The organism is Nocardia sp. NPDC001965, from assembly GCF_053594175.1.
In genome coordinates, this window is record NZ_JBSFDZ010000001.1 from 637683 (window position 1) to 664060 (window position 26378).

Below are 26378 nucleotides of genomic sequence, written 5' to 3' on the forward strand. Positions count from 1 at the left end.
GGTTCCGGAACGAGCCGGCCGCTCCGGCGCATTGTGTTCCGGCTGATCGCAATGCTGTCCGGTGCCCGATCTGCGCGATTGGATCGATACTGCCGGCCAGGGGTGACGGCAGGGGCCGGCCGGGTATCGGAAGAGGAGCCTCCATGACAACACGGGCAGCCGCGGCGACCGAGCACGACGCCTTCATCGCCGACTGGCACGACTGGCACCAGCGGCAGGAAGCGCGCCTGGCCGAGCCGCACGGATTCCTTGCGATCACCGGCCTGCACTGGCTCACCGGGGAACCGCGGCGGTTCCCGGACGCACCGGGTACCTGGTCCACCGGCGCCGACGGTGTCGAGGTGGTTCTCGACGACGGTGCGGAACTGCTGATCGACGGCAGCGCAGTGCGTGGGTCGCATCGGTTCGGGATCATCGCGGAACGTGGCGGGGTCGTGGCCGCGTGGCGGGATGCCATGATCGAGGTCGCCCGGCGCGGCGGTCACGATATCGTCCGGCCCCGGCACCCGGACAACCCGTTGCGGGTCGCCTTTCGCGGTACGCCCGCCTACCCACCGGACCCGAAGTGGGTCACCGTGGGACGGTATACCGCTTTCGCGGAGCCACGACCGACCACCGTGGGGGCGGCGGTGGAAGGCCTGGAACACGTCTACGAGGCACCCGGCCGGATCGAATTCGAGCTGGACGGAAAGAAGCTGGGACTCACCGCTTTTCCCGGGAAAGCGCCCGGCTCGCTATCGGTTCTGTTCACCGACGCCACTTCCGGGATCACCACCTACGCCGCCAACCGGGCGTTGCAGGTGCCGCCACCGGCCGCCGACGGGACCGTGTCGCTGGATTTCAACCGGTCCGCGAACCTCCCGTGCGCCTATACCGATCTGGCGACCTGTCCCCTGCCGCCGGTCGAGAACCGGCTGCCGGTCGCGATCGAAGCGGGCGAGAAGATCCCGTTCGAGCGCCGGTGATCCGATGAGCACCGACGCGCCCGTGATCGAGAAACTGTCCTTCCTGACCCCGGGCAACTATCCCGACAGCGATCCCGCGGCCGGGCTGGAGGACACCCTCCGCCTGTTCGAGTTCGGTGAAAACCTGGGTTTCGACGGCGCCTGGATCCGCCAGCGGCATCTCGAACACGGTGTCGGTTCGGCGGCAGTGTTCCTGGCCGCCGCGGGTCAGCGCACCCGCCGCATCGAGCTGGGCACCGCGGTGATCCCGATCGGCTACGAGAGCCCGTTCCGGCTGGCCGAGGATCTGTCGATGGCCGACGTGCTGTCCGGTGGACGGCTGCAACCCGGCTTCAGCGCGGGTGTTCCGCCGCACGCGGAGTTGATCGGCGACCTCGTCTTCGACGGCGACTGGCGCACCTACGATCTCTCCTACGGCCGGATCGAGCGGTTGATCGACAACCTTCGCGGCGAATACCTGGGTGATCCGGAGACGGTCATCCATTCGCCGGGCACTGTCCAGCGGCCCCGGCTGCAACCGCACAGTCCGGGTCTGGCCGATCGGATCTGGTACGGCGGCGGGAGTCTCCGTTCGGTGCGCTGGGCGGGTGAGACCGGGTTGAACCTACTGACCGGCAATATCGTCTTCGGCGAGCGGAGCGACGATTTCGGTACCGCCCAGGGTGGGTTGATCGACGAGTACCGGCACCGCCTCGGCCCGGCCCGGCCGGCCAGACTCGCGGTGGGCCGGGTGATCGTCCCGTTCGACAGTGCCGACCGGCGCACACGGGAGCGCTACCGGCGATACGCGTCCGGACGCCACGAGAGAACCCTCGCTCCGCAGGGCGATCGGCGGGTGCTTTTCGCACCGGATCTGGTCGGCACCGCCGACGAGATCCTCGATCGGCTACGCGCCGATCCCGTACTCGGCCGCACTACCGAGCTGCGCCTGGAACTGCCCTATGAATTCCATCGCGGCGACTACGAGCAGATCCTGTACGACACGGTCACATCGATCGCCCCCGCGCTGGGCCGGCGGCGCGTCGCCGACAAAGCGGCAACCCCCCGGCCGGGATCGGCCGCACCGGCCTGATCCGGGGGGCCGGTCCGGAACGCTGCGGACGGCACCCCACCGGCCCCGCCCGGGTCTTTCGAAAGGGCCGAAGGCATCGCACCGAGCTCGGGGTCGGCTCGACAAACTGGTCTGACCACTTGACCTCTTACCAATTATCGGACTACCGTCCAGACCATGGCACTGAAACGGATCGCCCGGCGGTCGGTCCCCGACGAGATCTACGACCAGTTGGTCGACGACGTCCTCACCGGTGAACTGGCACCCGGCTCGGCTCTGCCGGCGGAACGTCAGCTGGCCGAGGCGCTCGGTGTATCCCGGCCGACCGTCCGCGAGGCGGTACAGCGGCTCGCGCGCGCCGGGCTGGTGGAAATACGCCAGGGCGGCAGCACCACGGTCCGCGACCCACGCCGGTCCGGTGGGCTGGAGTTGCTCCCGCGGCTGATCCTGCGGGGCGGTCGCCTGGATCATTCGGTCGTGCGAAGCATCCTGGAAACCCGGGCATCGCTGGGGCGTGAGGTGGCCGGCCTCGCTGCCCGGCGTGACGGCGCCGAGGCCGGACCAGCTCTCGTCGCGGCAGTCGGCGCCCTCGCCACCGAACAGGATCCGCTGGCCCGTCAGCGAATCGCGCTCACCTTCTGGGATCACCTCGTCGACGCCGCCGACTCGATCGTCTACCGCCTGCTGTTCAACCAGCTGCGCACCGTCTACGAACCGGCCATGGCGGCCCTCACCGAGGTGATGGATACCGAGGTGGGGCAGCCCGATTGCTACCGCGCACTCGCCGACGCGGTCATCGCCGGCGACACCGATTCGGCCCGAATCCGCGCGGCGGCACTGCTCGGCCTGGCCACCGCCGAATTCGACAACCTCCTGCACCGATTGGAACAGCCCTCGTCATGAACCTCGCACACACGCTACGCATTCGGCACACCCGAACCTCGACGATCGACCGTGCGGCACACCGCCGGCCGGCCGCCGACGAGGCGAACACCGCACGCCGCACCCAGGAATCGCTGACGGACGTGTTCCGATCGTTCCGGCACGCCCCCTCGGCCCGGGTGATCGCCACCTTACTGATCACCGCGGCCGCCGCCCGGATCCTGGTGGGCGACTGGCAGCTCACCGACGCGCTCGTGCCGGTCGCGCTGGTGGCCGCGTTCCCCTTCGTCGAATGGGTCATCCACGTCTGCATCCTGCACTGGCGGCCCCGCACGATCGGCCGCTGGCGGATCGACTCCCTGCTGGCTCGTAAACACCGCGAACACCACGCCGATCCGCGGGTCCGGGAGCTGGTGTTCATTCCGTGGCAGACCTTCCTGTGGCTACTGCCCGCCCTGGTCGCCGTCGCCCTGCTGGCCTTCGGCCGCACCGCCCTGGGACTGACCTTCCTGACCAGCGTCGCCGCACTCGGGCTGGTGTACGAATGGACCCATCTACTCGTCCACACCGACTATCAGCCGCACGGCGCGATCCTGCGAGCCGTGCGCCGCAACCACCGGCTGCACCATTTCAAGAACGAGCACTACTGGTTCGCCGTGACCACCGCCGGAACCGCGGACCGCGTCCTCGGGACCTACCCGGACCCCGCGACCGTCCCCAACTCCCCTACCGCGAAGGCCCTCCACAAACCGCAGGCTGCCTGATATCCGCCGGACCGGCACGTCGGCAGACCCGGTACCGAACAGGTCCCCGGGCCCCGCCCACCGCAGGCGGAACCCTAGTCGGGCGTCATGCCGAAAGCTCCGTACTTGTTCATGAAGACGCCCACGAAATGCGCCCGCCAGGCATCGCCGTACGAGTTGTTCTTCCAAGCGCCCTGCTCACCCCGGTCGACGATGGTACTGCCGGGCATGGAACTGTCGTGCATCCTGCCGATCAACGTTGCGGCTTCGGCTCTGCTCATCTCACCGCTGACCATCTGCTCGTAAATCGACTCGTACTGACTGTATTCGGCTCCGCCGACCTTGATATAGGGGCCGCCGTTGCGTTCGATCTCCCACAGGACCTCGACACCGAACAGCTTCGCCTCGCCCTCGTCGTTCAGCCGTTCGGTCACATTCGCGTTCACCCAGTCGTTCCCTGACTGACCGTGATACGGCAGTTCCGGGGCGGTTCCGGATTCGTCGCGTGGCCGATTTCCTCGGCGAGGATGGAGACCTTCTTCTTGGTGTCCCTTTTCGCGACGAGTCCACGACGATCTGCTTCGTCTCGCGCACCGCGTAGCTACCTTCTCCGGCGGGGCCGTAAGCGATCTTCCAGCCGGCGGCGCGGGCTTCGGTCAATCGAGCGGTGAGCGTAGGCGACAGCTTGACCAGTTCGCTGACTTCTTCCCCGAGTTCGGGAACCACCCGGCCGCGGCCCAGAAATGCATCCGGATCGGTATTGCGACCGTCCGATCCGGGGCGGCGTTCCTTCCACGGCGATTCGGTGCGATCCTTCACCACGACTGCCTCCGCCACTCGTCCGAGGCCGCCGGAATCGCCGGCGGCGGTGGAGTCGATCGAGGTGTGCAGGCGTCGGGCAGTCGGACGATAGTGGTAGTGCGCGATACCGCTGGTGGTCACGTAGAGCGAATGTTCGGCCCTCCTGAGCACCATCGAGAAGGCGCGGGTCACCGCATCGTTGATCATGTCTTTCCGGCCCGCCGCTGTCATCCGTCCAACCGGCGCGGGTTCCTCGGCGCCGTAGTGAAACAGTAGCCGACCGCTGCGAGAAGCCTTCTCGAATCGGGGAGTTCGAGTCGGTACGGCGACCACCGCCGGATCGCGATGACCCGCACGGCCGGCCGGATAGATCGGACCGGGACACGACATCGGCGATCACCTCCCCCGGACGTCCACTGTGGGGACCGGGTGTGGCGGATCCGGGAGGCACAGGGTAGTAGTGATGCCACGAGCTTCACGGCGTTCGAGCGGTGCGTAGTTCGATGTGCACCGCAGAGCGGCCGCCCCTTCCACAGGTTCCACCGAACAGTTCCGAGGATGGCGTATGCACAGATTTTCCGATCCGGACACCGACGCGGCACCGCAGCACATCGCGTGCCGCGTGGAGAGCCTGCTCGATGAGCAGGCCCGTGTGGTCGACGAGCTGATATCGGCCGAGACGGCCTATATCGAAGCCGTGGCGGCGGCCCGCCGAGCGGGCCTGCTGCATCCGGACGATCTGACCGAGGCATACACCCGGCTGGACAGCTGGGGTATCTCGAACTTCTCGAATCGGTGGCGCAGACTCGTCGGAGTCCGTCCCGAAGAACTCAGGAAGGCGCCCGCAGCCTCGGCGCGACACCCCGACCGCACACCCACGACCGGCTGGCTGTGATTGTCCAGGGAGGTTGGTCGGTCGGGTGACCGGTGACCGACCACCGGTTCCCGATTGCGTGCCCGGCCGCCGCAGTGCGGCCGGGCACGCGACATCCGCTCGTCCCCGAAGCTGTCGGTCGAATTCGGCCGACGCGTCGATTTTGCATCGTTCAGCGCGTAGGGTGAAGACCTGTCGACAGACAGTTCAGCTCGGCCGATCGCCCGAAACGGCCGCGGTCGGCCACGGGATCGGAAACGAAGGAGACCCTCGTGTGCCGTTTCACATCTGAGCGTTCACCGGGACCGCTCGCCGGGCCGGCGGAGCCCGCGTAGTCGCCGGCGGCTCGGATCATGGCCGAGACCGGCACAGGGACCGAATTGACGGTCGGCACGGTAGCCAGGGTGCTGGACATCCCGGTTGCGACGCTGCGCAGCTGGAATCAGCGTTACGGCCTGGGCCCGGCGCCGCGGCGGGCCGGTGAGCGCCGCCATTACACCCACGGCGACGTCGCCGTGCTGCGGCGAATGGTCGACCTGGTCCGCGCAGGGGTCAGCCCGTGCCGGGCAGCCGAAGCAGTGCGCGGCGCAGCCACCGTCCGGTCCGCTCCCGGGAGCGTCGCCTACGTGCTGGCCGCCGCCGAACGGCTCGATACCGGCGCACTGCTGGACACCGTCAGCGCCCATATCGCCCATTTCGGCGTGGTGCCGACCTGGAACCGCCTGTGCCGCCCCGCTTTCGACCGGCTGGTCGCGCGGCAACTCCGCGGCCACGGCCTGATCGACGTGGAGCACGCACTGTCCTGGTCGGTCACCGCGGCCCTGCATCGGACGGTGCCACCCGTCCGCAATACCGAAGCGGTCGTTCCGGTACTGCTCGCCTGCGCGGCCGGAGAAGGGCACGTACTACCACTGGAGGTGCTGCGGGCCGCACTCGCGGAGACCGGTATTCCGGCAGTACTCCTCGGCGCCTCGGTACCGTGCGGCGCCCTGGCCGACGCGGTGCGCAGACAGTCCCGTGCGCCGGTGGTGGTGCTGTGGTCGCAGACGCGGAGAACCGCGCCGCCCGATCCCGCGCTTACCGCCACCGGGGCACCCGCCCTGCTACTGCCGGCCGGTCCCGGTTGGGCGGCGCGGGCCGGAACACTCCGGGTCGGATCCCTCGACGATGCCCTGCACCTGATCGGATCCGTGGCGCGGCCGACGCGAGAACGAGCCCGCATGGATGCTCCGCCGAAGTGACCTGCCCACCGCCCGCGATCGCCGGATCATCAGGTACAGCCGGTCGATCAGATCGGCCGGCGTGCGCGCCGGCGATATCCACCGGCTCCGGCAGGCGCCGGGTGATCGCCTCCAGCGGCGCCGTCTCGATCGGGTACACGACGCGGGCCGAGCGGGAACCACACCGGCCTCGGTGAGGGTGCTTCGAGTCAAGGAATATCTCCCCCGAGTACCGCCGCGGCGACGTCGGCGAATTCGCGTACGCGGCGCTCGCGGCGATTCTCGGCCACCGCGATGCACGTCTCCACCGGATCGAGGTCCATCACCCGCCGATAGACGAGGTCGGGCCGGGAATACGCTTCCGCCACACCCCGCGGCACCACGGCGATCCCGTGCCCCGAAGCGATGAGCTCGAACTTCTCCTCGATCGACGCTGCGCGGCGCTCCTGGGCACCGATCGTCGGTTCCCCCGCGAGATCCGCCGCGAGCAGCGGCCGGTCGGCCGCCACCGGCCCGGCCAGCCGATGACCCACCGGAAGGCAGGCGACCTCCGGTTCGATCCCCACGGTGACCGCGCGCAATCCCGAATCGTCGAAAGGGCGCCGCAGATACCCGACATCGACCCGGCCGTCGCGCAGCGGGACCTCCCGCTCCCACCACGTCAACCCGAACAGTTCGATCTCGACTCCGGGTCGAATATCGGCGAAGGCACGTAAGGCCGCGGATATGTGTAGCCCGGACGCGAATCCGATGACCAAACGCTCGACGCCGCGGCCGACCTCCCGCACCCGCCGTACCGCGGAATCGACGCTGGTGAACAGTCCACGCGTCTCCTCGTACAACTGAGCACCGGCGGGAGTCAACTGCACGCTGCGGGTCGTCCGCACAAGCAGATCGCAACCGAGCTCCCGTTCGAGCGCCCGGATCTGCCGGCTGAGTACCGGCTGGGCGATGAAGAGGGACTCGGCGGCCCGGCCGAAGTGCAGATTCTCGGCGAGCGCGGCGAAGTAGCGGAGCTTACGCAGATCGAGATCCATACCCTGAAGATATCAATCCACGCGAGGAGGTATTGGACGTCGACCGCCCACCCCCCGCAGGCTGAGTGCATGATCGTGATCACGACGCCCACGGGCAATATCGGCCGCCGCCTCCTCGAGGTCCTCGTCGACGGCGCCCCCGCCCACCACGAACGACTCCGCGTCATCGTGCGCGACCCCGCCAAGTTGCCCGAATCCATCCGCGAGCAGGTGGAGGTCGTATCCGGCTCACACGGTGACACCGCGACCGTGACGAGGGCTTTCGACGGCGCCGACGCGGTGTTCTGGCTCGTCCCACCGGATCCGGCAACGCCGAGCCTGCAACAGGCCTATTCCGGATTCACCCGGGCCGCGGCCCGGGCTCTCGTCGAGCACGGCGTAGGACACGTCGTCGGGGTATCGGCTCTCGGCCGGGGAACACCGGTCGCCGATCGCGCGGGCCTGGTCACCGCATCGCTGGAAATGGACGACCTCATCGCCGGCACCGGCGTGCACTATCGGGCGCTGGCGAATCCGTCGTTCATGGACAACACCCTGCGCCAAGTGGATTCGATCCGGGCCGCAGGGGTCTTCACCGGCACCGTTGCCGCCGATCTCCGAGCCCCACAGGTCTGCACCGGCGATATCGCCGCGGTCGCCGCCGCTGCACTCCTCGACAGGTCGTGGACCGGAAGCGGTGAACTCCCGGTGCTCGGCCCGGAGGACCTCACTCCGAACGAGATGGCGCACATCATGTCCGAGGTGCTCGACAGACCGGTCCGCTACCACCGCGAATCCTTGGACGAATTGGCCACTGCGACTGCCCGCTACGCCGGCGACGCGTTCGTCCGCGGCATGGTCGATATGGCGCGGGCCAAGGACGAGGGCCTGGACAACGGAACGCCCCGAACGCCGGACACCACGACTCCCACCACCTTCCGGCAGTGGTGCGCAACGGTTCTCGCACCCGCGATCGCGGCCTGAACCTCAGGGCCACGACCTCGGCACGGCCGGACCGGTTCGGATTCCGTTCGCCGGTGCCCACCGGAGATCCGCCGAACCCCGCGCGCGGCCGGTGTCAGCGAATCGGTGACACCGGCCCGGTGGTGCCCGGCCCCGTCAGGTAAGCGACGATTCCGCCGATCAACGCTTCGAGTGCGTCGTCCAGGTCGCCATAGGTGCCCAGCGTGCGCTCGGAGGTGATACCGCGCATCGCCGCCGGAATGAGGGCGGCGACCTGGCGTACTTTGACCGGGTCCAGGTCCAGATCGGCGAATGCGCGTTGACACGCCTTGTCCCAGTTCGGTTTCCACGATGCCAGTTCCGCGGCGGTGAGCGGGTAGTCGCGTTCGAGTCCGGCGTGCTCGCGGGGCAGTGCGGCGCGCAGGGTTTCGATGGCCAGCGATTCCGGTCGGCGCAGCCCACCGGCCATGGCGCCGATCATGGCAGATACCCGCTCGTGCAGTGTGCCGTCGGGATTGATTCCGGCGGGCAGGTCACCGCGCTTGTCGGCGGTATATCGCAGGACCGCCGCCCACAGGCCGTCGATATCGCCGAACTGATACTTGATCACTCCCCAGGTCGCGCCGATATCGCGGGCGATCCGGTTACCGGATACCGCCGCGGGATCACCGGTGGCCAGCGAGGCGATGGCCGCCTCGAGCATGCTCTCCCGGGATTGGATCCCGCGCCGGTTCGCGCGTCGCCCGCCCACTGCCGCATCAGTCACAAGATCCGACTTTACCTGCCCTGAACAGGGCAATCCAGTTTCACATAACCCTCTTGTATTCTTTCAAAGAGGCTTCTATGCTCGGAACGTCGGGTGACCGACGTCATATCCCGAGACGCTTTCGGGCGCCGCCGTCGCCACACCGCAACAAGCCCCTCGAAGCCTGGAGGATCGCGATGGCAAGACCACCACTGCCGATGGAACCGACAGGCTGGTTCCAGGTGGCCTGGTGCGGCGAGATCACCGTCGGCACGGTGCACCGGATGAAGTACTTCGGCCGCGAGATGGTGGCCTGGCGATCGACGTCCGGCCGGATCGCCGTATTCGACGCCTACTGTGAACATCTCGGCGCCCACCTCGGCTTCGGCGGCCACGTCGAGGGCGAGAACCTCGTCTGCCCGTTCCACGGCTGGGAATGGAACCAGGAGGGCCGCAATGTCTGCATCCCGTACGAGACCCATCCGAACAAGGGCCGCCGCATCCGCAGCTACCCGGTGGTCGAACGCAACGAAGGCGTGTGGATCTGGTACGACATCGAGGGCCGCCCGCCATATTTCGAGGTTCCGGATATCTTCGAGGCGTTCGGCGACAGCAGCAGCGCCGCAGATTACTATCCGCCGCTCCCCGCCGCCACGCTGTACCGGCCGGGCCTGGAACTGCATCCGCAGTATGTGATGGAGAACGGTGTCGACTTCGCGCATTTCAAATACGTGCACAAGACCCCGTTCGTCCCGGAGTTCACCCGCCACGACTTCTCCGGCCCCGTCTCCTACGTCGACTTCACCATTGCCTTCGACGAAGGTGCGGTCGAAGACCAGGTGAACAGCGGAGTCGAATCGATCAATGCCGGTCTCGGCTGCTCGATCACCAAGAGCTGGGGGATGATCGACAACCGCACCATGCCCGCGGTGACACCGGTCGACGAGCACACCTCCGATGTCCGCTTCACCGTATGGATCGGCCGGAAGCCCGGCGACGAGAGCCCGGAGATCGGCTCGTACGGCAAGGCCATGGCCGGTTTCGTGATCGAACAGTTCGAGGCCGATATCCACATCTGGTCCCATCAGCGCTATTCGGACCCACCGGCGCTGTCGCGCAAGGAGTTCGAGGGATTCCGGGCGCTACGCGGATGGGCACAGCAGTTCTATCCCGGCGACGCGGCGCCCACCCGCGCACCGGATACGAACGCGTCCGTGACCGGTCGATGACCACCGGACCCGCCCCCGATCCACCGGCTCCACGAAGACAGAGAGGCCCATACCATGAGCACTTCCGGCAAGATCCGGGTATTCCAGGTCGCCACCGGCAATCTCGGCACCGAGATGATCGGGCGGATCCGGGACCATCCGGATCTCGAACTGGTCGGGCTGCACTGTTACACGCCGGACAAGATCGGCCGGGACGCCGGTGAGATCGTCGGGGTCGACCCGATCGGCGTCACGGCCACCGGGACGGTCGACGAGATCATCGACGCCCGGCCGGACGTCCTCACTTTCCACGGCGTCTTCCCCGACGAGGACCTCTACGAAAAGGTACTCGAGGCCGGGATCGACGTGGTGACCACGGCCGACTGGATCACCGGGTTCCATCGCGACACCAACCATCCGCACCCGTCCGGCCGCAAGGTCAGCGAGGTCCTCCAGGCCGCCTGCGAACGCGGCAATTCGACCTTCTACGGCACCGGAATGAATCCGGGGTTGGCGCAGATCCTGGGCATCGTGCACTCCGCCGATGTGGCGCGGATCGAGAACATCACCGTCACCGAATCTGTCGACGTGTCCTGTCACCACTCCGTGGACACCTGGAAAGCCGTGGGCTACGGCCGTCCGATCGACGACCCGACGATCCCCGATTCGCTTCACAGATACACCGCGGTCTTCGCCGATTCGGTGTATCTGATGGCCGATGCCTTCGACCTCGAACTCGACGAGGTCACCTTCCACTACGAACTCGGCGCCTGCACCAAGGATGTCGACCTCGGCTGGTATTTCCTGCCCAAGGGCTCCCTCGGGGCCAACTACATCAAATACCAGGGCATGGTCGACGGCGTCCCGCGGATCGAATCCCACCTCGAATGGCAGATGACCCCGCATACCGACCCCGCCTGGAACATCAAGGGCTGCTATATCACCCAGATCACCGGTGATCCCAGCATCTACAGCAAGCATATGATTTTCCCGCGTAAGGGTTTCGACCTGTCGAATCCCGAGAACTTCGCCTCCATCGGAATGACCGTCACCGGCCTGCCCGCGCTCAATTCGATCGGATCCGTCGTCGCGGCCCGGCCCGGCATCATCACCAGCGCGGATCTTCCGCTGCGGGCATTCGCCGGGCGGTTCGACATCTGAGGGCGGGGCACCTCGGCCGGATCACGATTCGGTCGTCCGCACGGTGAGCCATTCGGCGATATCGGCCACGACCTCGGGGTCGACATGCTGCGGATGTGCGTAGTCCGCCGGTAGCGAGAGACCGGCGCCGGCGAAGAACATATGGTCGTCGGCCGGGTAGGTACGAAAGGTCACCCCGGGCCGGTCGGCGAGCGCGGCACGCCAGCCCGCCAGATCGGCGTCCACCGTCACCTGATAGTCGCGCTCGCCCTGCAGGAACAGCATCGGCAGATCCAGCTCCGCGGCCACTGCCGCCGGATCGTAGGCGCGCAGGTCCAGCCAGTACGCCCCGGACATTCCGAAGGGGAGCCGGTCGGCGGGGGTGGCGCGGGAGAAGTTGCCGCTGTCCACCAGCTCCGCCTGCGCGGTGACGGCCTCGACCGTGGGCAGCGCCGCCGCTGCCGACGGATCGACCCGGGCCAGGTACTCGACGACCCGCACCAACGACCACTGCAGCGGCACGGTATCCCCGGCCAGCACGATCAGCCCGGCCACCGCGGGTTCGGCGGCCGCCACCCGGGGCGCGAACCTGCCGCCCATACTGTGGCCGAGCACATAGACGCGATCGGTATCGATTTCGGCGAGCCCGCGCAGATACGCGACCGCGGCCACGGCGTGCGGCACATACTCGTCGGTGGGGGTGAAACCTTTTGCCGCGGCTACCTGCACGGCGTGGGCGTGGGTGACCTTGTCGAAGCGCAGTACCGCTACGCCACGAGAGGCCAATCCCCAGGCGATATCCTTCAGGTTCTTGTTCGGACCGGCGGTTCCGTCCCGGTCGAAGGGGCCACCGCCGGCGAGCAGCACCACCGCCGGAAACGGACCGCCGCCACGCGGAGTCGTGACAGTACCCGGTACGGTGAGCGCCCCGGATCCCACGGCCACCTCGCGCTCGGTGAACGCCGCTGTGACCACATATTCCGGTGCCTGCCACACCGCGACGCCGTCCATGATGCCCGCCATTTGACACCCTCCATCATTCTCGAATTTGAGAAAGGTAGCACAGATGAGAAACTCCGGTGGTGAACTCCCTCGAGCTGCTCGCCCACCCGGTCCGGCTGCGGATCGTGCACGCCATGTCCGCAGGTGACAGCCACACCACCTCACAGTTGTGCGCACGGCTGCCCGATGTCTCGAAGGCGACCGTGTACCGGCACGTCGACATACTGGCCTCCGCCGGCGTTCTCGAGGTTGCCGCCGAGCAGCGAGTACGCGGCGCGGTCGAGCGGAGTTACCGATTGCGCCGCGAGGCCGCGGTCATCGATCCCGAAGCAGTGGCCGCGGCGACACCGGCGGATCATCGCGCGATCTTCGCGGCCGCCATGACCACCCTGCTGGCCGAGTTCGACACCTACCTCGACGGCTCGCACGCGGATCCCGTCGCTGATCTGGTGGGCTACCGGCAGCATACGATCTGGCTGGACCCGGCGGAGGCCGCCGGACTCGTCGAAGATCTCCGCGCGGCGATCCTGCCGCGGCTGCGGAACACGCCCGGCCCCGGCCGTACCCGGTATTTGCTGAGCCCTGTCCTCTTCCCGACCGGCGGCCCCACCGCCACCGACCGCTGACACCGGTCGAAACACAGCCGACTGCGGAATCCGAACCGGTCCCGGACACGGTTGCCGGACAACGATGCTGCCGGAATCCTGCGGCCGGATGCGGGATCAGCCGGAGAGCGCGTGGGCGGCAGCGTAGCCGGCCGTCGCCGCGACCAGCCCCAGGGCGATACTGGCGGCGGCGTAACCGATGGCGTACCGGAAAGCCCGCTGTTCGGTCAGGCGCACGGTTTCGTAGGAGAACGTGCTGTAGGTGGTGAAGGCACCGCAGAACCCGGTGCCCGCGAGAAGCGTCCACGCGGCCGACAGTCCCGCACCGGTGACCACTCCGAGAACGAGGCAACCGGATACGTTGACCACGAGAGTGCCCCAGGGAAACCGGCCGGTGTGGCGCGCTTGTACGGCTCGATCCAGTAGATAGCGCAGTGGCGCGCCGACCGCCGCGCCGGCGATTACCAGCAGGATGTTCATCGCGCTACTCCCCCGCCGGCGCGCCGGGCCAGGCCGATACCGAGCGCACCCGCCGCCACGGCCGCGAACAGGGTGGATGCCAGGTAGACAGCGCCGAGGAGAGCCGTATCGGTGTCGATCAGAGCGCGGATACCCTCGGCATAGGTGGAGAACGTGGTGAACCCGCCCAGCACTCCGACACCGAGGAACGGGCGCACGAGCGGATGGGCCGGTCGCTGCTCGGTGATCACCACCATCAGCGCACCGAGCAGGAAACTACCGCTGACATTGATGAGGAAAACCACCCACGGAAAGGTATCGGGGGAGGTCGGCAGACTTTCGATCAACCCGTATCGGGCCAGCGCGCCCAGCGCACCCCCGGCGGCGATCACAGCCAGGGCCGCACCGTGCGAGGCACCCAATTCGGCACGCTGGGCCGGATACCCCAGATCGATATCGGGGTCCATGGGCAGCGGCGGTCCATGGATCGCTCGCGGGTCTTCGGGCACAGCGGTCTCCTACTCCACGGCCGCCCGGAAGCGGGGTGATGGGGTAGGGACTGTCGGCGGACGGGTGCGTCCGCGGTTGTTCCGGATCCGAGGCCGGAGCGGCGAGCCCCACCGCCGCGAGGAGCAGTCTAACGACTCGGCCGCCGCTCCCGGAAACCGGTCCGCCGGGTCACCGGCAACCGCCGGTCGCGGCGGTACCGGCGGCGTCACTGGCCGTACTGACCGATTCGGCAGGTCTCGTCGACGGGGCGGGTGATGGACCAGATCCGCCGGAACCGGGAGACCGCGATCTTCCACCGGCCGTCCTCGAGGACGTAACTGTCGTCGTATTCGCCGGTGGACAGCGAATCGGTGTGATCCAGCAGATTCACCTGACGGAACTGCAGCGTCCACTGCCCGGATGCGGTGCCGTCGGCATGCACGGTGATATCGGGATGCAGCCCGTGGTGCATATCGAGAACCACATGTCTGCCGTCCACCTGCCGCAGCGCGATCTTCTCGAATACCGACGCCATCCCGTCCGCATCGGAAACACCGAGCTCACCGTAGTCGAGGACGGAACCCTGCGAGACGAAGCATTCCCGGAATCGCGCGGGATCCTTGGCGTCACAGGCCCGGAAGTACCGGTGCTTGAGCGCTTTGATCGCCTCGATCGTCTCCAGCAGGGTGATGCGCCGGCCCGGATCGGAATCGGGCGAGAGTGATCCGGGCATTCGGCCTCCTGGTTCGGTGGCCGGTATCCGATCGGCGGCCGGCCCGGCCGAACCGGCTCGTATCGCATCACATCACATCGCGGACCGGCGACCGGCGACCGGCCACCCGAACCCGCAACAGCCGGCGGACCGTTGCCGAGCCGACGAACCCGGATACAGCCGGGACCTCCGCAGGTGGACCGTTGCCGGAGCTGCCGCGATCTGCTCGACATCCGTTCCGACAGGGGCAACAAGTCCGTCGCATTGGCATATGAGCGAGCCGCCCGGCACACCGCCGTCTATTTCCCGGACCACCAGCACCTGCGGCCGTGGCCGGTACTCGCCGCATGGTCGGCGGTCGCCGTCGGGGTATTTCTCTGCAACGACGAACGGCGAACCGCGCCGCGACCGGCGCCGGAGCAGGCGCAGCGATGGCACCACCGGGTTCCGGCGCGAGCTCGGGCGCAAAGCCCTTTGCCCAGGTCCGGCCGGTCTGCAACTATCGCCGGGTGCGATCCTTCGACGAACTCGTGGCCGAGGCCGAAGCCGCCGATATCAGCGGCTGGGACTTCGGCCGGCTCGACGGCCGGGCGACCGAGGAGCGCCCGCCCTGGGGCTATGCCCGGCAGCTCGCACAACGGCTGGCGGTGGCGCGCTCGGCCCTCGATATCGATACCGGCGGCGGCGAAGTCCTGGCCGAGGCGCCCGTCCTGCCACCGGTGCTGTACGCGACCGAATCCTGGCCGCCGAACGCCGAACTGGCCCGGCACCGGCTGAGCGGCCGCGGCGCCGAGATCGTGCAGACCGGACCCGGCGATCCGCTCCCCTTCCCGGAGCGCAGCTTCGACCTCGTCACCGCCCGGCATCCGGTGCGGCCCGACTGGCCGGAGATACGGCGGGTCCTCGCCGACGGCGGACACTACTTCGCCCAGCACGTCGGCCCGGGCTCGGCATTCGAGCTCATCGAACACTTCCTCGGCCCACTACCCGAGCAGCGGACGCAGCGCGACCCGGCCCGGGAAGCAGCCGCGGCCGAAGCCGCCGGCCTCACGGTGATCGACCTGCGCACCGCGCGCTGCCGGATGGAATTCTTCGATATCGGCGCGGTCGTGTGGATCCTGCGCAAATGTGTCTGGTGGGTGCCGGATTTCTCCGTCGACCGCTACCGGGACGACCTCGTCGACCTGGACCGCCGGATACGCGCCGGCCGCCCCTTCGTCGCGTACTCCACCCGCCATCTCATCGACGCGGTCCGCTGACATCACCCGAAATCGGTTGCCGGGGTGACTCGTTCACCGGCGATCGGCCGGGCGGCGCCAGATACCGCTCTCCTGCAACTTGCGGACCTGCCGGTCGATGATCCGCTTCTGATACCACTCGTGATCACCCGGTTTCTCGTCCAGGTACAGATTCTTCGGGTAGATCGGATTCTCGTAGATCAATTGCGCGGCCTCGGTGCGGATATCCTTGACCCAGTTCGTGACCTTCGCCGACGCCCGGTGGTAACGCAGCGCTTCGATATCTATCGTTGCGCCGATGTAGGTCGAACCGTTGCTGTCCCGCTGCCGGCCGATAACCCGGCCCATATAGTCGACGAACAACGAATTTCCGCCCCCGGCGTCGATCGGCGTGGTCGAATCCGGGCCCATGTAGATCGGCCCGATATTCGGGCTGAGGACGAAGAAATTGTTCTCCAATGCCCGTGCGCGGCTGGAGATCTCCAGAACATCGCGCTGGACGAAAGGATTGGGCAGCGAAGCCCGGTATACGACCTCCGCCCCGTTGAGGGCGAGCCCGCGACCGTTCTCCGGGAAGTTGCCCTCCATGGCCATCATCACACCGAGACAACCTATTTCGGTATCGACCGTCGGCCAGAAGGCCTGGAGCGTGCGGCCGTATTTCTCGATCCACCAGTCGAACAGGTCGTGGGGCGAGGTCGATCGCTCACAGGCGGCCAGCGCGGCCATCTTGTAATGCTTCAGGATGATCTCGCCGGCCGGATCGATCACGAATCCGACGTTGAAGAACAAGTCGTCCCAGTCTTCGTGCCGCGCCTTGGCCTGCGCCATGATGTAGACGTTCATCGACCGGGCCAGTGCGGCGAGCCGGTCCGTCTCCGGACCGGGGATCTCGATCGCGTGCTCGTGCGCGAAATCGGCCGGGTCCATATCGAGCGCTTCGTCGGTGAATCCCTGTAATGCGCCTTCCGGAACAACGAGGAGACGTACCGGAATATCCAGTGCCGACAACCACAGAGCGCCGTGGGCGAGTTCCTCGAGGTGGTCGAGATTCCGACCGATATCCGCCCGGCAATGTGCTCCGTGAATCGTGGGCACCAAACCCACCGCACCATAGGGCTTCGTCATCGTTCATCTCCTCGAACTCATTAGCGCGGCTAACTTAACACGGTCGCGGCGGGTCGGGAGCAATTCACACCGGGCCCGGTTCGCCACTCGTGGCCGATAACCGAGCGCTTCGGACGGAAATCCGCGACGAACGTGTCGGCAACGAACGTGTCGGCAACGACCGACGGGCGAGGCGGCGCGCGCCGGGACCCGCCTGCCCGCCGGTGCACCGCGGCCGGTGCGCGACACTGGATCGGTGAGTACCGACAACGGCCGGACACCACCGGCGACCAGCGCCTCGATCATCGTGCTGACGCTGGCGCGCCGGGTGGAGTCCGAACTCAACGCGGCCCTGGCCGCCGTGGATCTGACCGTCGGGCGCTTGGGCCTGCTCGGCCATATCTCCGGCGTGCCCGGAGCGTCGTTCTCCGATCTGGCCCGGATGTCGGGGATCAGCGTCCAGAGCGTGCACACCGCGGTGAAGGCACTGGTCGGCGCCGGGCTGGTCCACGACCGCACCGCCCGGGCCGGCACGGCGTCGGCGATCGAACTCACCCCGGACGGGGTCGAACTGCTCCGGGCCGCGCAAGAGGTGGTGGCCGAAGTCGACGAGCGCCTGTTCGGTGCCGAGGCCGATCCCATCCAGCGCCGGCTCGGCGCGGCCGTAGTGGACGCGTTCACCGGCGGGACCACCGCCACCTGATCCGGCCTGCGACAACAGCCACGGTGCCCCGCCACGGGGCCGATCACCGGACATCGATCCCGTAACGTCGCCAGTCGGCGGGGTGCGGGTCGCGCCCCGGACAGCGAAGGAGGCCCCGAATGCCGGGAACGGCCTGGTCGCAACGGATGGGGCTGTCGGTACCGATCGTGAACGCGCCGATGGGCGGTGTGGCCGGCGGGCGCCTCGCGGCCGCCGTATCGGCGGCCGGTGGATTGGGAATGATCGGGATGGGCAGTTCGGGATCGGTCGCGGCCCTGGAACGCGAACTCGGGCTACTGGATCCGCGGCCCACGGCATTCGGGATCGGCATGGTGGCCTGGGTCGTCGAGCGCGAACCCGCGTTACTGGAAACCGCCCTGGCCGCGCGGCCCGCGCTCGTCTCGGTCGGATTCACCGAGGACTGGTCGTGGGTCGAACGGGTACACACCGCGGGCACGGCGGCGGCCACCCAGGTCTACGACGCGGACCATGCGCGGCGGGCCGCTGCCGCGGGAGTGGACGTCCTGGTGGCCCGGGGCAGCGAGGGCGGCGGACACGGCGACCCCAGGCTGAGCACCCGGGCGGTACTGGACGCGGTTCTCGCGGCGGTGACAGTCCCCGTGCTCGCCGCGGGCGGAATCGCCACCCCGCGCGGGCTGGCCGCCGTGCTGGCGGCGGGAGCTTCCGGTGCCTGGCTGGGCACCTGTCTGTCGGTCTGCCCGGAGGCACTCACTCCGGAACCGGCACGCGCGGCACTGTTACGGGCCCGGGCCACCGATACCGTCGTCACCCGCGTTTTCGATCTGGGACAGCGGTTGCCCTGGCCGCACCGCTATCCCGCCAGGGTGCTGAGCAACGGGACCACCCGGCGCTGGACCGGCCGAGAGGACGAACTGGCCCGCGACGACACTGCCCGGGACGAGGTGGCCGCGGCGGCCGCTACCACCGATCCCCGGCTGGCCCCGGTCGACGCGGGCACAGGTGTCGGGGCCGTCATCCGGGCGCGTCCGGTGGCCGAGGTCGTCGCCGAGTTGTGGCCCGACGGCGAGTCCCTCGGCAGCGGTCACCCACCGGGCGCGAATCGAACTAGATCCAGCCCTTCTCCCGGGCTTTGAGGGCCGCCTCGTACCGGTTGGAAACACCGAGTTTCGCCATCGCCGAAGACAGATAGTTGCGGGTGGTGCCCGGTGACAGATGCGCACGCCGGGCGATGTCCTCGACCGACGAGCCGTCGACCGCGTATTCCAGGACGTCGGCCTCACGGGCGGTGAGTATCGTGTCACCGGCGCTGATGGCTTCCGCGGCCAGTTCCGGGTCGACGTACCGGCCGCCGCGGTGCACAGTACGGATCACCTCGGCCAGTGTCGCGGCCGACGCGGTCTTGGGCAGGAAGCCGCGGATACCCGAGGCGAGCGCTCGTTTCAGATAGCCGGGCCGGCCGTGACTGGTGACGATGAGGGTGCCCGCGCCCGGGGTGAGCCGAAGCAATCGCGCGGCCGCCTCGATGCCGTCGATCCCGGGCAACTGCAGGTCGATGACGGCCACCGCGGCCGGGTCGCCGGTGGCCTCCCGCTGCTGCCAGGCGGCGACGAGTTCTTCCCCGGAGCCGACATGGCCGACGACCTCGATATCGTCCTCGAGATCGAGCATCGTCGCCAGCGCCACCCGGATGAGCGTCTCGTCGTCGGCGAGTAGAACCGGTATCAACTCTTCTCCCAGCGGATTTCGAGCCCGAATCGGTCGGGCGAGGACAGGACGTCGAGACTCGCGCCGACCGCAGCCAGCCGCTCGGCGAGGCCGCGCAGACCCGATCGCCGCCCCGGCGTCCCCCGGGGGCGGTCGTTGTGCAGCGACATACCCGCGGCGCCGAGCGCGAGAGTCGCCGCGGCCGCCGCGGAATGTTCGACGATATTCGTCGTCCCCTCGCGCACGACCCAGGCGGCGACTTCGTGGAACCGTGCGGGGACCGCGGTGGGATCGCCTTCCACCGTCAGCCGGCAGTCGACCGCCGCCAGCAGCGAACGCGCCCCGGCCACCTCACCGGTCAGATCGATCCCGCGATAGCCGCGGACCAGTTCGCGCATCTGCCCCATGGATTCGACGGCCAACGACCGGACCTCGTCCATTTCCGTAGCGGCGCGGCCGGAATCACCCCCACGTGACAGTGCTACCGCGAGTTCGCTTTTCACCGCGATCGCCGAGAAACCACGACCCACCACATCGTGCAGGTCCCGGGCGAAGCGCAGCCGCTCCTCGGCCACCTGCAGTTCGGCTTCGACCACCTTCGCATGCTCCAGTTCGTCGACCACCCGTAGACCCCAGACGGTGAGCAGCGTCGTCGCGATGACCAGGGCGCCGGCGGCAAAGGTCAGCACGGCACCGCCCAGCACCGCCGCGGCCGACGTCCCGAAGGCCAGTCCGGTCGCGACGCTGATCGCGAGCATGATCCGCCATTTGCGCTCGATCAGCGAGACGACCGAGAACACGATCAGCATCACCACATAGATGCCGGTCAGCCTGGCCGGAGTATCGAGTGTCGCCGCCCCGGACAGCCGGGCGGCCACGGCGCACGCGATCCACACTCCGGCGAGCGTGGCAACAGCCCCGGCCTGCACCCGGCGCCGCGCGGCCAGTCGTGACGTCACCGCGAATTCGGCCCGGGACTCCACCGCCAGCACCGCCGCGATCCCGGCGACCACCACCCCGGCTGCGGCCCATGGCGACCGCACGGTGATCGCCATGACGACGATCACCGCGACCAGTGCGGACTGGAAGGTGAGCCCGGTGTACATCCGGAACTTGGCGGACGCGGACAGCTCGTGCCACCAGCCGGTCCAGCGGTTCACCCGCGGTCGTCCCAGCGGAAACTCCGGCGGGTCAGCGCGAACGCCAGGACGGTCCATATCGCCAGTGTCGCAAACGGACGCCCTAGTTCGGCGAAGGTGCCCGGGAAATCGAGGGCCACCGCGTCGGGACCCGCGGTGGCCGTCTTCCCGGCCACCCCGAGCGATACGAGATCGGACACCGCGGCGAACGGGGTCCAGTCGGCCAGTTCGGCGAGCCGGTCCGGCAGGAAGGTGCGGATCGACGCCAGGCCGAGCATCGCGATCGTCATCACCGGTAGCGACGTGATCTGCGCGGCCTCGGCGTTCTTGGTCACCGCGCTGGTCGCGAGCGCCAGTACCGAGAACAGGACTATTCCACCCACCAGTGCCAGTAGCAGCGCCACGGGATCGACCGGGGCGGGTGCGCCCAGACCGTAGACGATCGCGGCGACGACGGCCGTGCAGACCAGCGTCACGAGTGCTCCGGGAACGGCAGGTGCGGTCTGGATCTGCCAATCGGCGGCCTCGCCGGTCCGCAGGCGTTTCAGCACGCCTTCGGCGCGGCGCGTGGTCACCATCGACAGCACCGAGTAGTACTGCACGAACAGCAGGGTGACCAGGGCGAGCATTTCGAAGGTCAGCACCGCGATATCCGCGGCCGGGGCATCACCTCGGCGCGCGATGAAGAGCATGGCCACCGGAATGCCGATCGGGAACACCGTGGCCAAGTACACCAGCGTCTTGTTCCGGCGGAATTGCAGGTATTCGGCCTTGGTCAGCGCGGCGAGCGGGCGGCGGCGGAAACCCGCGGCGGGTTGCGCGGTCGTGGTCATCGACTGGCTCCCATCAGTTCGGTGTCGGCGGTGGGGTCGTTCGCGATATCGAGGAAAACCGTCTCCAGCGAGGCGGCGCGGGCCTCCAGCCCGCCCAGCCGCACCCCGCGCTCGGCCGCCCACCCGAGCAGTACCGACAGATCGCCCTGCAGGTCGTGCGTGGTGACCGTGACGCGGTCCCGGGCCTCGATCGACGCGGCGGGGAATTCCGGCAGCGGTAGACCCGGATGGTCGAAGACGATGCGTGCCGGATGCCCGTCGACGATCTCGCGCAGCGTCCCGGACCGCGCGACCTCGCCCCGGTGCATGATCGCGATCCGGTCGGCCAGTGCTTCGGCTTCGTCGAGGTAATGGGTGGTGAGCACCATGGTCACCCCGGCATCCTTCAGTCCCGAGAGCAGACGCCACGTTCCGCGCCGGCTCTCCGGGTCGAGTCCGGTCGTCGGCTCGTCGAGGAACAGCAGCCGGGGCTGCCCCAGCAGCGCACAGGCCAGATCGACGCGGCGCTGCTCACCCCCGGACAGGGAGCCGACCCGGACATCCACCCGGTGCCCCAGATCCACTTGCGCCAGCACGGTCGCGGTGGTGGTCGGGTTACTGCAGGTGCCCCGCCACATGTCGAGTGTTTCACCGACGGTCAGTTCGGCGGGCAGTCCGCCGGACTGCAGCATGATGCCGACCTGGGCGCGGACCTGGGCCCGGTGCCGGTGCGGGTCGAGGCCGAAGATCTCCACCGAACCCGACGACGGTTCGGCGAGGCCCTCCAACATGTCCAGGGTCGAGGTCTTACCGGCGCCGTTGGTGCCCAGCAGTGCGAAGACCTCGCCCTCGGCTACTTCGATATCGACACCTTTCACGGCCTCGAACGTGTTCTTGCCCTGCCCGTAGGTCCGGCGCAGGCCGCGACCGGCGACGATATCGTGCGGTCGGCCACGTGTGTGCTGTCGATCGATCCCGGTGCTGCTCATACCTCTACGGTCGCGGCTCGCCCGGCTGCCGGGTAGTACGCACAGTCACCGGTTCCCGGTGGATCGCTCATGGGTCGGTGATGACATTTGTCAGCTCCGATCCCGCAACAGTCGCCCGAGCGGGCGGGCGAGAGGGGTCTCGACGCGTACGGCGACCGAGCCGGCGGTCCGCCCGGTCAGACCGATATGGCTCTCCCACAAGGCAATTCGTACACACTGCGACTGGACTACTCGAACTCGCCGGTCGTACAATGATCACGGCGCCGAGCCGGTCCTCCCGTTCCCCTCCACCCCGTACGGAGCGGCGAGCAGTCCGGTACCGAGATCTATTGCCACGGAAGGTATATCCAGCACAGCTACCGGAGATCCGGCAGCCCCCTCTGCTCGGAACGATTCCGAGCAGAGCGTCGAAGACCCCTTCGCGATTCCCTGCACGGGACCGGCTGGAATGCCGTCCCACCCGGCTCCCCACCGGCCGGGCCGAAGCGGGAGGTCCGCCCACACAATTCGGGCCCACCACCCCCGCCTTTCCCCTCGATCCCGAGCACGGCACCGGAACGAGAGACTGGAGATCTGTGATGACATCGGACATCGGTGAACACCGCGGCGCGTCGACGGAGGCGGTCGAACACCACTACGATATCGGCACCGAGTTCTACCGGCTGTGGCTGGATTCCGACCTGACCTACTCGTGCGCGCTGTGGGCCGAGGGTGACGATCTCGAACGCGCGCAACGACGAAAACTCGACTACCTCATCGAACGCGCCGGGATAACCGGCGCCGAACGGATACTCGATGTCGGGTGCGGCTGGGGAAGTCTGATCCGCACGATCGCGGATCGATACCCGCGCACCCGGAGCACCGGCCTCACCCTCAGCCGCGACCAGTACCGCCACCTGCTGGTGGATACTCCGGAGCGGGCGGATATCCGCCTGCAACACTGGAACGATCATCGGCCGGAGACCCCGTACGACGTCATCTTCTGTATCGGCGCGCTCGAGCATTTCGTGCGGTTCGGGCTGTCCCGCCGGGAACGGACCGCCACCTACCGTAGTTTCTTCGCCTACTGCCACAGCCTGCTGCGGCCGGGAGGGCGGCTCGTGGTCCAGACGATCGGCAAGGGCAACCGCCCACTCGATCAGGACTCCATCACCGACGTGCGGTTCCTCGCGAACGAGATCTTCCCCGAATCCGATCCGCCACGGCTCGCGGAACTGGCCCACGCCTCGGAGAAGCTGTTCGAGATCCGCTCGGTGATCAACGACCGTCACGACTACTCGACCACCTGCGCGCAATGGTTGCGCAGACTGCGGAACCGCCGGTCGGAGGCGGAGCGGCTGGCCGGGGCCGGCGTCACCGAGGCCTACGAACGCTATCTCGAGGCATCGGTCCGGCAGTTCGACGAACAACATCTGGTGCTGTACCGGATAGCGCTGCGGAAAGTGGACGGCCCGGCGATTCCCGGGTAGCCGAATCAGCCTCGACGGTCGGCCGGGCCCGGTTCCGGCCCGGCCGGATCGGTCCGGTCGAGCAGCCGTTTGGGATGCATACCGTCGACTGCCCCCATGAACGGCGGGTGGATGCTGTAGCCCAGCATCCGGCGAATGTTCTCCGACACCGTCCGCGCGGTCTCGCGGCTGGTGGCCAGGGTGTAGGCCTCCTGCGGGCGGAGCCAGGGTTCGCAGTACTGGACGGTCACGCCCAGTCGCGATCCGGCGGACCGATTCGCGCCACCGCCGTGCCACAGGGTGCCCAGATAGAAGGCGCACGATCCCGGCGGCATCGCCAGCGCGACCCGGTTATCGGAGTCGGCGGGGGCCCTGCCCGAATCCCAGCGGTGACTGCCGGGCAGTACGACGGTGCCGCCGTTGGTATCGGTGAACGGATCGATCGCCCACATCGTCGCGGCGCTCAGCGGCGGGCGCGGTCGTGGCAGCGGATAGAACCCGTCGTCGTGGTGCAGCATCTGGGCCTGCTCGCCGGGGTGGATCTCGATCGCCTGCAACTGGGACAGGAGGTAATTCGGCAGGAACAATCGGTCCAGCAGGGCCAGCACCCGGGGGTGTTCGACCGGCCCGTCGCACGCGCGGGTCTTCTCGAGCAGGTTGTAGGCGCGCCGGGTCCGCGCCCCTTCGAATGTGTTCCGTCCGGTGCGGGCGAGCAGTGGGGCGAGCGCGGCCCGCAGACGCGCGCACTCGTCGGCGGTGAGCAGATTCTCCCAGACGACATAGCCGTCGCGATCCAGTGCGGCCAGATCGGCCTCCACTACGGCCGGATCTGTTTCCGCCGCGGCGGCGGTGGCCCGATGACGGCGGGCCATATCGACTCGCAGATCGTCCAGAGTACGTATGACATCCACCGACTGTGGCGACGGCGCAGCGTCCATGAATGCTCCTCGAGCGCATCGGCCCCCGGCGGACCGCATTCAATTGTGTTCGTGCTCAGCGCTTTACACAAGATACCGGGTCCGCGCCGTCACGCGGGCCCGATATCGCGCCCGCTGCAGGGCCGGGGCGATAGCCTGATCACCGGACAGTCGACCGACGAGGAGTTCGCATGCCCGCGCCACGATGGGTCGCCCGCGCCAACCGCAGCGGGCTCAACAAGATCACCGGGCTCATCGCCCCGTGGGCGCCGGGATGGGCGGTGATCGTGCATCGTGGCCGGAAGTCGGGCCGGGTCTTCCGGACCCCGGTGTGGGCCTTCCGCCACGACGGCGGCTACGTGATCGCGCTGACCTACGGCGCCGAATCGGACTGGGTACGCAATGTCCTCGCCGCCGACGGCTGCGAACTGGAAACCCGCCGGCGGCGCTACCGGGCCGGATCTCCCCACGTCTACCGCGACGAGTCCGGCGGCGCGCTGCCACCGATCATCCGATTCCTCGTGCGCAGGGTGATCAAGGCGCCGGACTTCCTGCGGGTCACCGTCGTGCGGGAACCGGGCGCCGGGAGCTAGAACTGCGGTCCGCACCCCGGAGAACCGGCTCGGCCGGATCCCGGTGGACCCCCGCCCCGGTCACTGCTTCCGTCCGACGGCGCCGAAGAGCACCAGCCGAGTCTCCGGGAGATCGTCGTCGAGCCACTGTTGCAGCGGAACCACTCCGGGCCCGGTGTTCTCGAACCCGTCGAGGAACGAGGCCACCTCCTCGCGTGACCGGTACCGGACCTGCGCGGAACTGTTCCGCGCGTCCGCGGAAGTCCGATCGATGATCTCCGGATGGCTGATATCGGCGCCGTGACTGATGGCCAGATAGCTCCCCGGGGCCATCGCGTCGCGATAAGCGGCGACGAGTTCGGCCGGGCGCTCGTCGTCCATCACATAGTGCAGGACGCCGACGAGGGTGATCGCCACCGGTTCGGTGAAGTCGATTCCCGATTCGGATTCGAGCCGCTGGAGCAGTGCGTCCGGATGCCGCACATCGGCGTGTAGCGCGGTCACTCCGGGATGGCCGCCCATCAGCGCATTGCAGTGCACGAACACCACGGGGTCGTTGTCGACGTAGACCACCCGGGCGGCGGGGTGTGTCTCGTGTGCCACCTCGTGCACATTCGGCGAGGTCGGGATGCCCGAGCCCAGGTCGATGAACTGGCGGACTCCCGATGCGGCCGCGGTCCGGACCGCATGCAACAGGAATTTGCGGCTGAACCACGCCAACGACCGGGTTTCGGGGGCCACCGCGAGAATACGATGGGCCAGCGCCCGGTCGACCGGGTAGTTGTCCTTCCCGCCCAGCAGATAGTCGAACACCCGGGCCGAACGAGGCTCGTGTGGATCGACGCCCTGCGGAATACGTTTCATCTCGGACACCGACCCTCCGATTCTCCGC

At 68.2% G+C, this 26378-nt stretch carries 29 protein-coding genes; 15 read left to right on the forward strand and 14 right to left on the reverse strand.

Annotated elements, in window-relative coordinates; translation table 11 throughout:
* Positions 1–143: 143 nt before the first annotated feature.
* The 4 genes from ACWCPQ_RS02800 to ACWCPQ_RS02815 all read left to right on the forward strand — a co-directional run bounded on the left by ACWCPQ_RS02800 (position 144) and on the right by ACWCPQ_RS02815 (position 3662).
* A complete protein-coding gene (locus tag ACWCPQ_RS02800) occupies positions 144–965 on the forward strand; it encodes a DUF1684 domain-containing protein (RefSeq protein ID WP_449893938.1) in 822 nt (273 codons plus the stop codon).
* A gap of 4 nt (positions 966–969) precedes the next feature.
* A complete protein-coding gene (locus tag ACWCPQ_RS02805) occupies positions 970–2037 on the forward strand; it encodes an LLM class flavin-dependent oxidoreductase (protein ID WP_449893939.1) in 1068 nt (355 codons plus the stop codon).
* Positions 2038–2193: 156 nt separating this feature from the next.
* The gene (locus tag ACWCPQ_RS02810) at positions 2194–2919 is read left to right on the forward strand and encodes a FadR/GntR family transcriptional regulator (protein WP_449893941.1); all 726 of its coding nucleotides are present in this window, start codon (positions 2194–2196) and stop codon (positions 2917–2919) included.
* Positions 2916–3662, forward strand: coding sequence for a sterol desaturase family protein (locus ACWCPQ_RS02815; protein WP_449893943.1), 747 nt, complete (start codon positions 2916–2918; stop codon positions 3660–3662). Before ACWCPQ_RS02810 ends, ACWCPQ_RS02815 begins: the two co-directional genes overlap by 4 nt.
* Before the next feature lie 74 nt (positions 3663–3736).
* On the opposite strand, the gene ACWCPQ_RS02820 is transcribed toward ACWCPQ_RS02815, so the two are convergent.
* The gene (locus ACWCPQ_RS02820; RefSeq protein ID WP_449893945.1) at positions 3737–4087 is read right to left on the reverse strand and encodes a hypothetical protein; all 351 of its coding nucleotides are present in this window, start codon (positions 4085–4087) and stop codon (positions 3737–3739) included.
* Between the two features lie 920 nt (positions 4088–5007).
* On the opposite strand from ACWCPQ_RS02820, the gene ACWCPQ_RS02825 reads away from it, so the two are divergent.
* Together ACWCPQ_RS02825 and ACWCPQ_RS02830 are read left to right on the forward strand one after the other, a co-directional pair.
* Positions 5008–5337, forward strand: a complete 330-nt coding sequence (locus ACWCPQ_RS02825) for a hypothetical protein (RefSeq protein WP_449893947.1) — start codon at positions 5008–5010, stop codon at positions 5335–5337.
* A 332-nt stretch (positions 5338–5669) separates the two neighbouring features.
* Positions 5670–6557 carry a MerR family transcriptional regulator gene (locus ACWCPQ_RS02830; RefSeq protein ID WP_449893949.1) on the forward strand — a complete coding sequence of 296 codons (888 nt, stop codon included), beginning with the start codon at positions 5670–5672 and terminating at the stop codon, positions 6555–6557.
* Between the two features lie 188 nt (positions 6558–6745).
* Here the strand turns inward: ACWCPQ_RS02830 and ACWCPQ_RS02835 are convergent, their stop codons facing one another.
* Positions 6746–7573 (reverse strand): LysR family transcriptional regulator, encoded by an 828-nt coding sequence (locus ACWCPQ_RS02835; RefSeq protein WP_449893950.1) that lies wholly within the window; start codon positions 7571–7573, stop codon positions 6746–6748.
* Positions 7574–7642: 69 nt separating this feature from the next.
* Between ACWCPQ_RS02835 and ACWCPQ_RS02840 the strand changes: the two genes are divergently transcribed.
* Entirely contained in the window at positions 7643–8536 is an 894-nt protein-coding gene (locus ACWCPQ_RS02840; protein ID WP_449893952.1) for an NAD(P)H-binding protein, read from the forward strand.
* A 94-nt stretch (positions 8537–8630) separates the two neighbouring features.
* On the opposite strand, the gene ACWCPQ_RS02845 is transcribed toward ACWCPQ_RS02840, so the two are convergent.
* Positions 8631–9281 (reverse strand): TetR/AcrR family transcriptional regulator, encoded by a 651-nt coding sequence (locus tag ACWCPQ_RS02845; RefSeq protein ID WP_449893954.1) that lies wholly within the window; start codon positions 9279–9281, stop codon positions 8631–8633.
* Between the two features lie 176 nt (positions 9282–9457).
* Between ACWCPQ_RS02845 and ACWCPQ_RS02850 the strand changes: the two genes are divergently transcribed.
* Positions 9458–10489, forward strand: a complete 1032-nt coding sequence (locus ACWCPQ_RS02850; protein WP_449893956.1) for a Rieske 2Fe-2S domain-containing protein — start codon at positions 9458–9460, stop codon at positions 10487–10489.
* Positions 10490–10543: 54 nt separating this feature from the next.
* Positions 10544–11629 (forward strand): NAD(P)H-dependent amine dehydrogenase family protein, encoded by a 1086-nt coding sequence (locus ACWCPQ_RS02855; protein ID WP_449893958.1) that lies wholly within the window; start codon positions 10544–10546, stop codon positions 11627–11629.
* A gap of 21 nt (positions 11630–11650) precedes the next feature.
* Here the strand turns inward: ACWCPQ_RS02855 and ACWCPQ_RS02860 are convergent, their stop codons facing one another.
* Entirely contained in the window at positions 11651–12631 is a 981-nt protein-coding gene (locus ACWCPQ_RS02860) for an alpha/beta hydrolase family protein (protein WP_449893960.1), read from the reverse strand.
* Between the two features lie 59 nt (positions 12632–12690).
* Here ACWCPQ_RS02860 and ACWCPQ_RS02865 point away from each other — a divergent pair, with 59 nt between their 5' ends.
* Positions 12691–13236, forward strand: a complete 546-nt coding sequence (locus tag ACWCPQ_RS02865; RefSeq protein WP_449893962.1) for a helix-turn-helix domain-containing protein — start codon at positions 12691–12693, stop codon at positions 13234–13236.
* 96 nt (positions 13237–13332) lie between these two features.
* Here ACWCPQ_RS02865 and crcB read toward each other — a convergent pair whose 3' ends face one another.
* The 3 genes from crcB to ACWCPQ_RS02880 form a co-directional block, all read right to left on the reverse strand.
* Positions 13333–13695, reverse strand: a complete 363-nt coding sequence (gene crcB, locus ACWCPQ_RS02870) for a fluoride efflux transporter CrcB (protein WP_449893964.1) — start codon at positions 13693–13695, stop codon at positions 13333–13335.
* Positions 13692–14183 carry a fluoride efflux transporter FluC gene (locus ACWCPQ_RS02875; protein ID WP_449893966.1) on the reverse strand — a complete coding sequence of 164 codons (492 nt, stop codon included), beginning with the start codon at positions 14181–14183 and terminating at the stop codon, positions 13692–13694. Before ACWCPQ_RS02875 ends, crcB begins: the two co-directional genes overlap by 4 nt.
* 206 nt (positions 14184–14389) lie before the next feature.
* The gene (locus ACWCPQ_RS02880; RefSeq protein WP_449893968.1) at positions 14390–14896 is read right to left on the reverse strand and encodes a nuclear transport factor 2 family protein; all 507 of its coding nucleotides are present in this window, start codon (positions 14894–14896) and stop codon (positions 14390–14392) included.
* Positions 14897–15384: 488 nt separating this feature from the next.
* Here ACWCPQ_RS02880 and ACWCPQ_RS02885 point away from each other — a divergent pair, with 488 nt between their 5' ends.
* Positions 15385–16134 (forward strand): class I SAM-dependent methyltransferase, encoded by a 750-nt coding sequence (locus ACWCPQ_RS02885; RefSeq protein WP_449893970.1) that lies wholly within the window; start codon positions 15385–15387, stop codon positions 16132–16134.
* A 33-nt stretch (positions 16135–16167) separates the two neighbouring features.
* On the opposite strand, the gene ACWCPQ_RS02890 is transcribed toward ACWCPQ_RS02885, so the two are convergent.
* Complete coding sequence (locus tag ACWCPQ_RS02890) at positions 16168–17241, reverse strand: nitrilase-related carbon-nitrogen hydrolase (protein WP_449893972.1); 1074 nt, start codon at positions 17239–17241, stop codon at positions 16168–16170.
* A 235-nt stretch (positions 17242–17476) separates the two neighbouring features.
* Here ACWCPQ_RS02890 and ACWCPQ_RS02895 point away from each other — a divergent pair, with 235 nt between their 5' ends.
* The gene (locus ACWCPQ_RS02895; RefSeq protein WP_449893974.1) at positions 17477–17923 is read left to right on the forward strand and encodes a MarR family winged helix-turn-helix transcriptional regulator; all 447 of its coding nucleotides are present in this window, start codon (positions 17477–17479) and stop codon (positions 17921–17923) included.
* 119 nt (positions 17924–18042) lie between these two features.
* Entirely contained in the window at positions 18043–19038 is a 996-nt protein-coding gene (locus ACWCPQ_RS02900; protein ID WP_449893976.1) for an NAD(P)H-dependent flavin oxidoreductase, read from the forward strand.
* Here the strand turns inward: ACWCPQ_RS02900 and ACWCPQ_RS02905 are convergent.
* Genes ACWCPQ_RS02905 through ACWCPQ_RS02920 form a run of 4 tightly spaced genes read right to left on the reverse strand, consistent with a single transcriptional unit; the run spans position 19010 to position 22549 of the window.
* Positions 19010–19630, reverse strand: a complete 621-nt coding sequence (locus ACWCPQ_RS02905) for a response regulator transcription factor (RefSeq protein WP_449893978.1) — start codon at positions 19628–19630, stop codon at positions 19010–19012. The genes ACWCPQ_RS02900 and ACWCPQ_RS02905 overlap by 29 nt on opposite strands.
* Positions 19627–20769, reverse strand: a complete 1143-nt coding sequence (locus tag ACWCPQ_RS02910) for a sensor histidine kinase (RefSeq protein ID WP_449893980.1) — start codon at positions 20767–20769, stop codon at positions 19627–19629. The genes ACWCPQ_RS02905 and ACWCPQ_RS02910 overlap by 4 nt, the downstream gene beginning before the upstream one ends.
* Positions 20766–21581, reverse strand: a complete 816-nt coding sequence (locus tag ACWCPQ_RS02915) for an ABC transporter permease (protein WP_449893982.1) — start codon at positions 21579–21581, stop codon at positions 20766–20768. The genes ACWCPQ_RS02910 and ACWCPQ_RS02915 overlap by 4 nt, the downstream gene beginning before the upstream one ends.
* Positions 21578–22549, reverse strand: a complete 972-nt coding sequence (locus ACWCPQ_RS02920; RefSeq protein WP_449893983.1) for an ABC transporter ATP-binding protein — start codon at positions 22547–22549, stop codon at positions 21578–21580. Before ACWCPQ_RS02920 ends, ACWCPQ_RS02915 begins: the two co-directional genes overlap by 4 nt.
* A gap of 578 nt (positions 22550–23127) precedes the next feature.
* Here ACWCPQ_RS02920 and ACWCPQ_RS02925 point away from each other — a divergent pair.
* Positions 23128–24018 (forward strand): class I SAM-dependent methyltransferase, encoded by an 891-nt coding sequence (locus tag ACWCPQ_RS02925; RefSeq protein ID WP_449893985.1) that lies wholly within the window; start codon positions 23128–23130, stop codon positions 24016–24018.
* A 5-nt stretch (positions 24019–24023) separates the two neighbouring features.
* Here ACWCPQ_RS02925 and ACWCPQ_RS02930 read toward each other — a convergent pair whose 3' ends face one another.
* Positions 24024–24935 carry a phytanoyl-CoA dioxygenase family protein gene (locus ACWCPQ_RS02930; protein WP_449893986.1) on the reverse strand — a complete coding sequence of 304 codons (912 nt, stop codon included), beginning with the start codon at positions 24933–24935 and terminating at the stop codon, positions 24024–24026.
* Positions 24936–25105: 170 nt separating this feature from the next.
* On the opposite strand from ACWCPQ_RS02930, the gene ACWCPQ_RS02935 reads away from it, so the two are divergent.
* Positions 25106–25507, forward strand: coding sequence for a nitroreductase family deazaflavin-dependent oxidoreductase (locus ACWCPQ_RS02935; protein ID WP_449893988.1), 402 nt, complete (start codon positions 25106–25108; stop codon positions 25505–25507).
* A 60-nt stretch (positions 25508–25567) separates the two neighbouring features.
* Here the strand turns inward: ACWCPQ_RS02935 and ACWCPQ_RS02940 are convergent, their stop codons facing one another.
* Positions 25568–26350, reverse strand: coding sequence for an SAM-dependent methyltransferase (locus tag ACWCPQ_RS02940; RefSeq protein ID WP_449894409.1), 783 nt, complete (start codon positions 26348–26350; stop codon positions 25568–25570).
* Between the last annotated feature and the right edge of the window lie 28 nt (positions 26351–26378).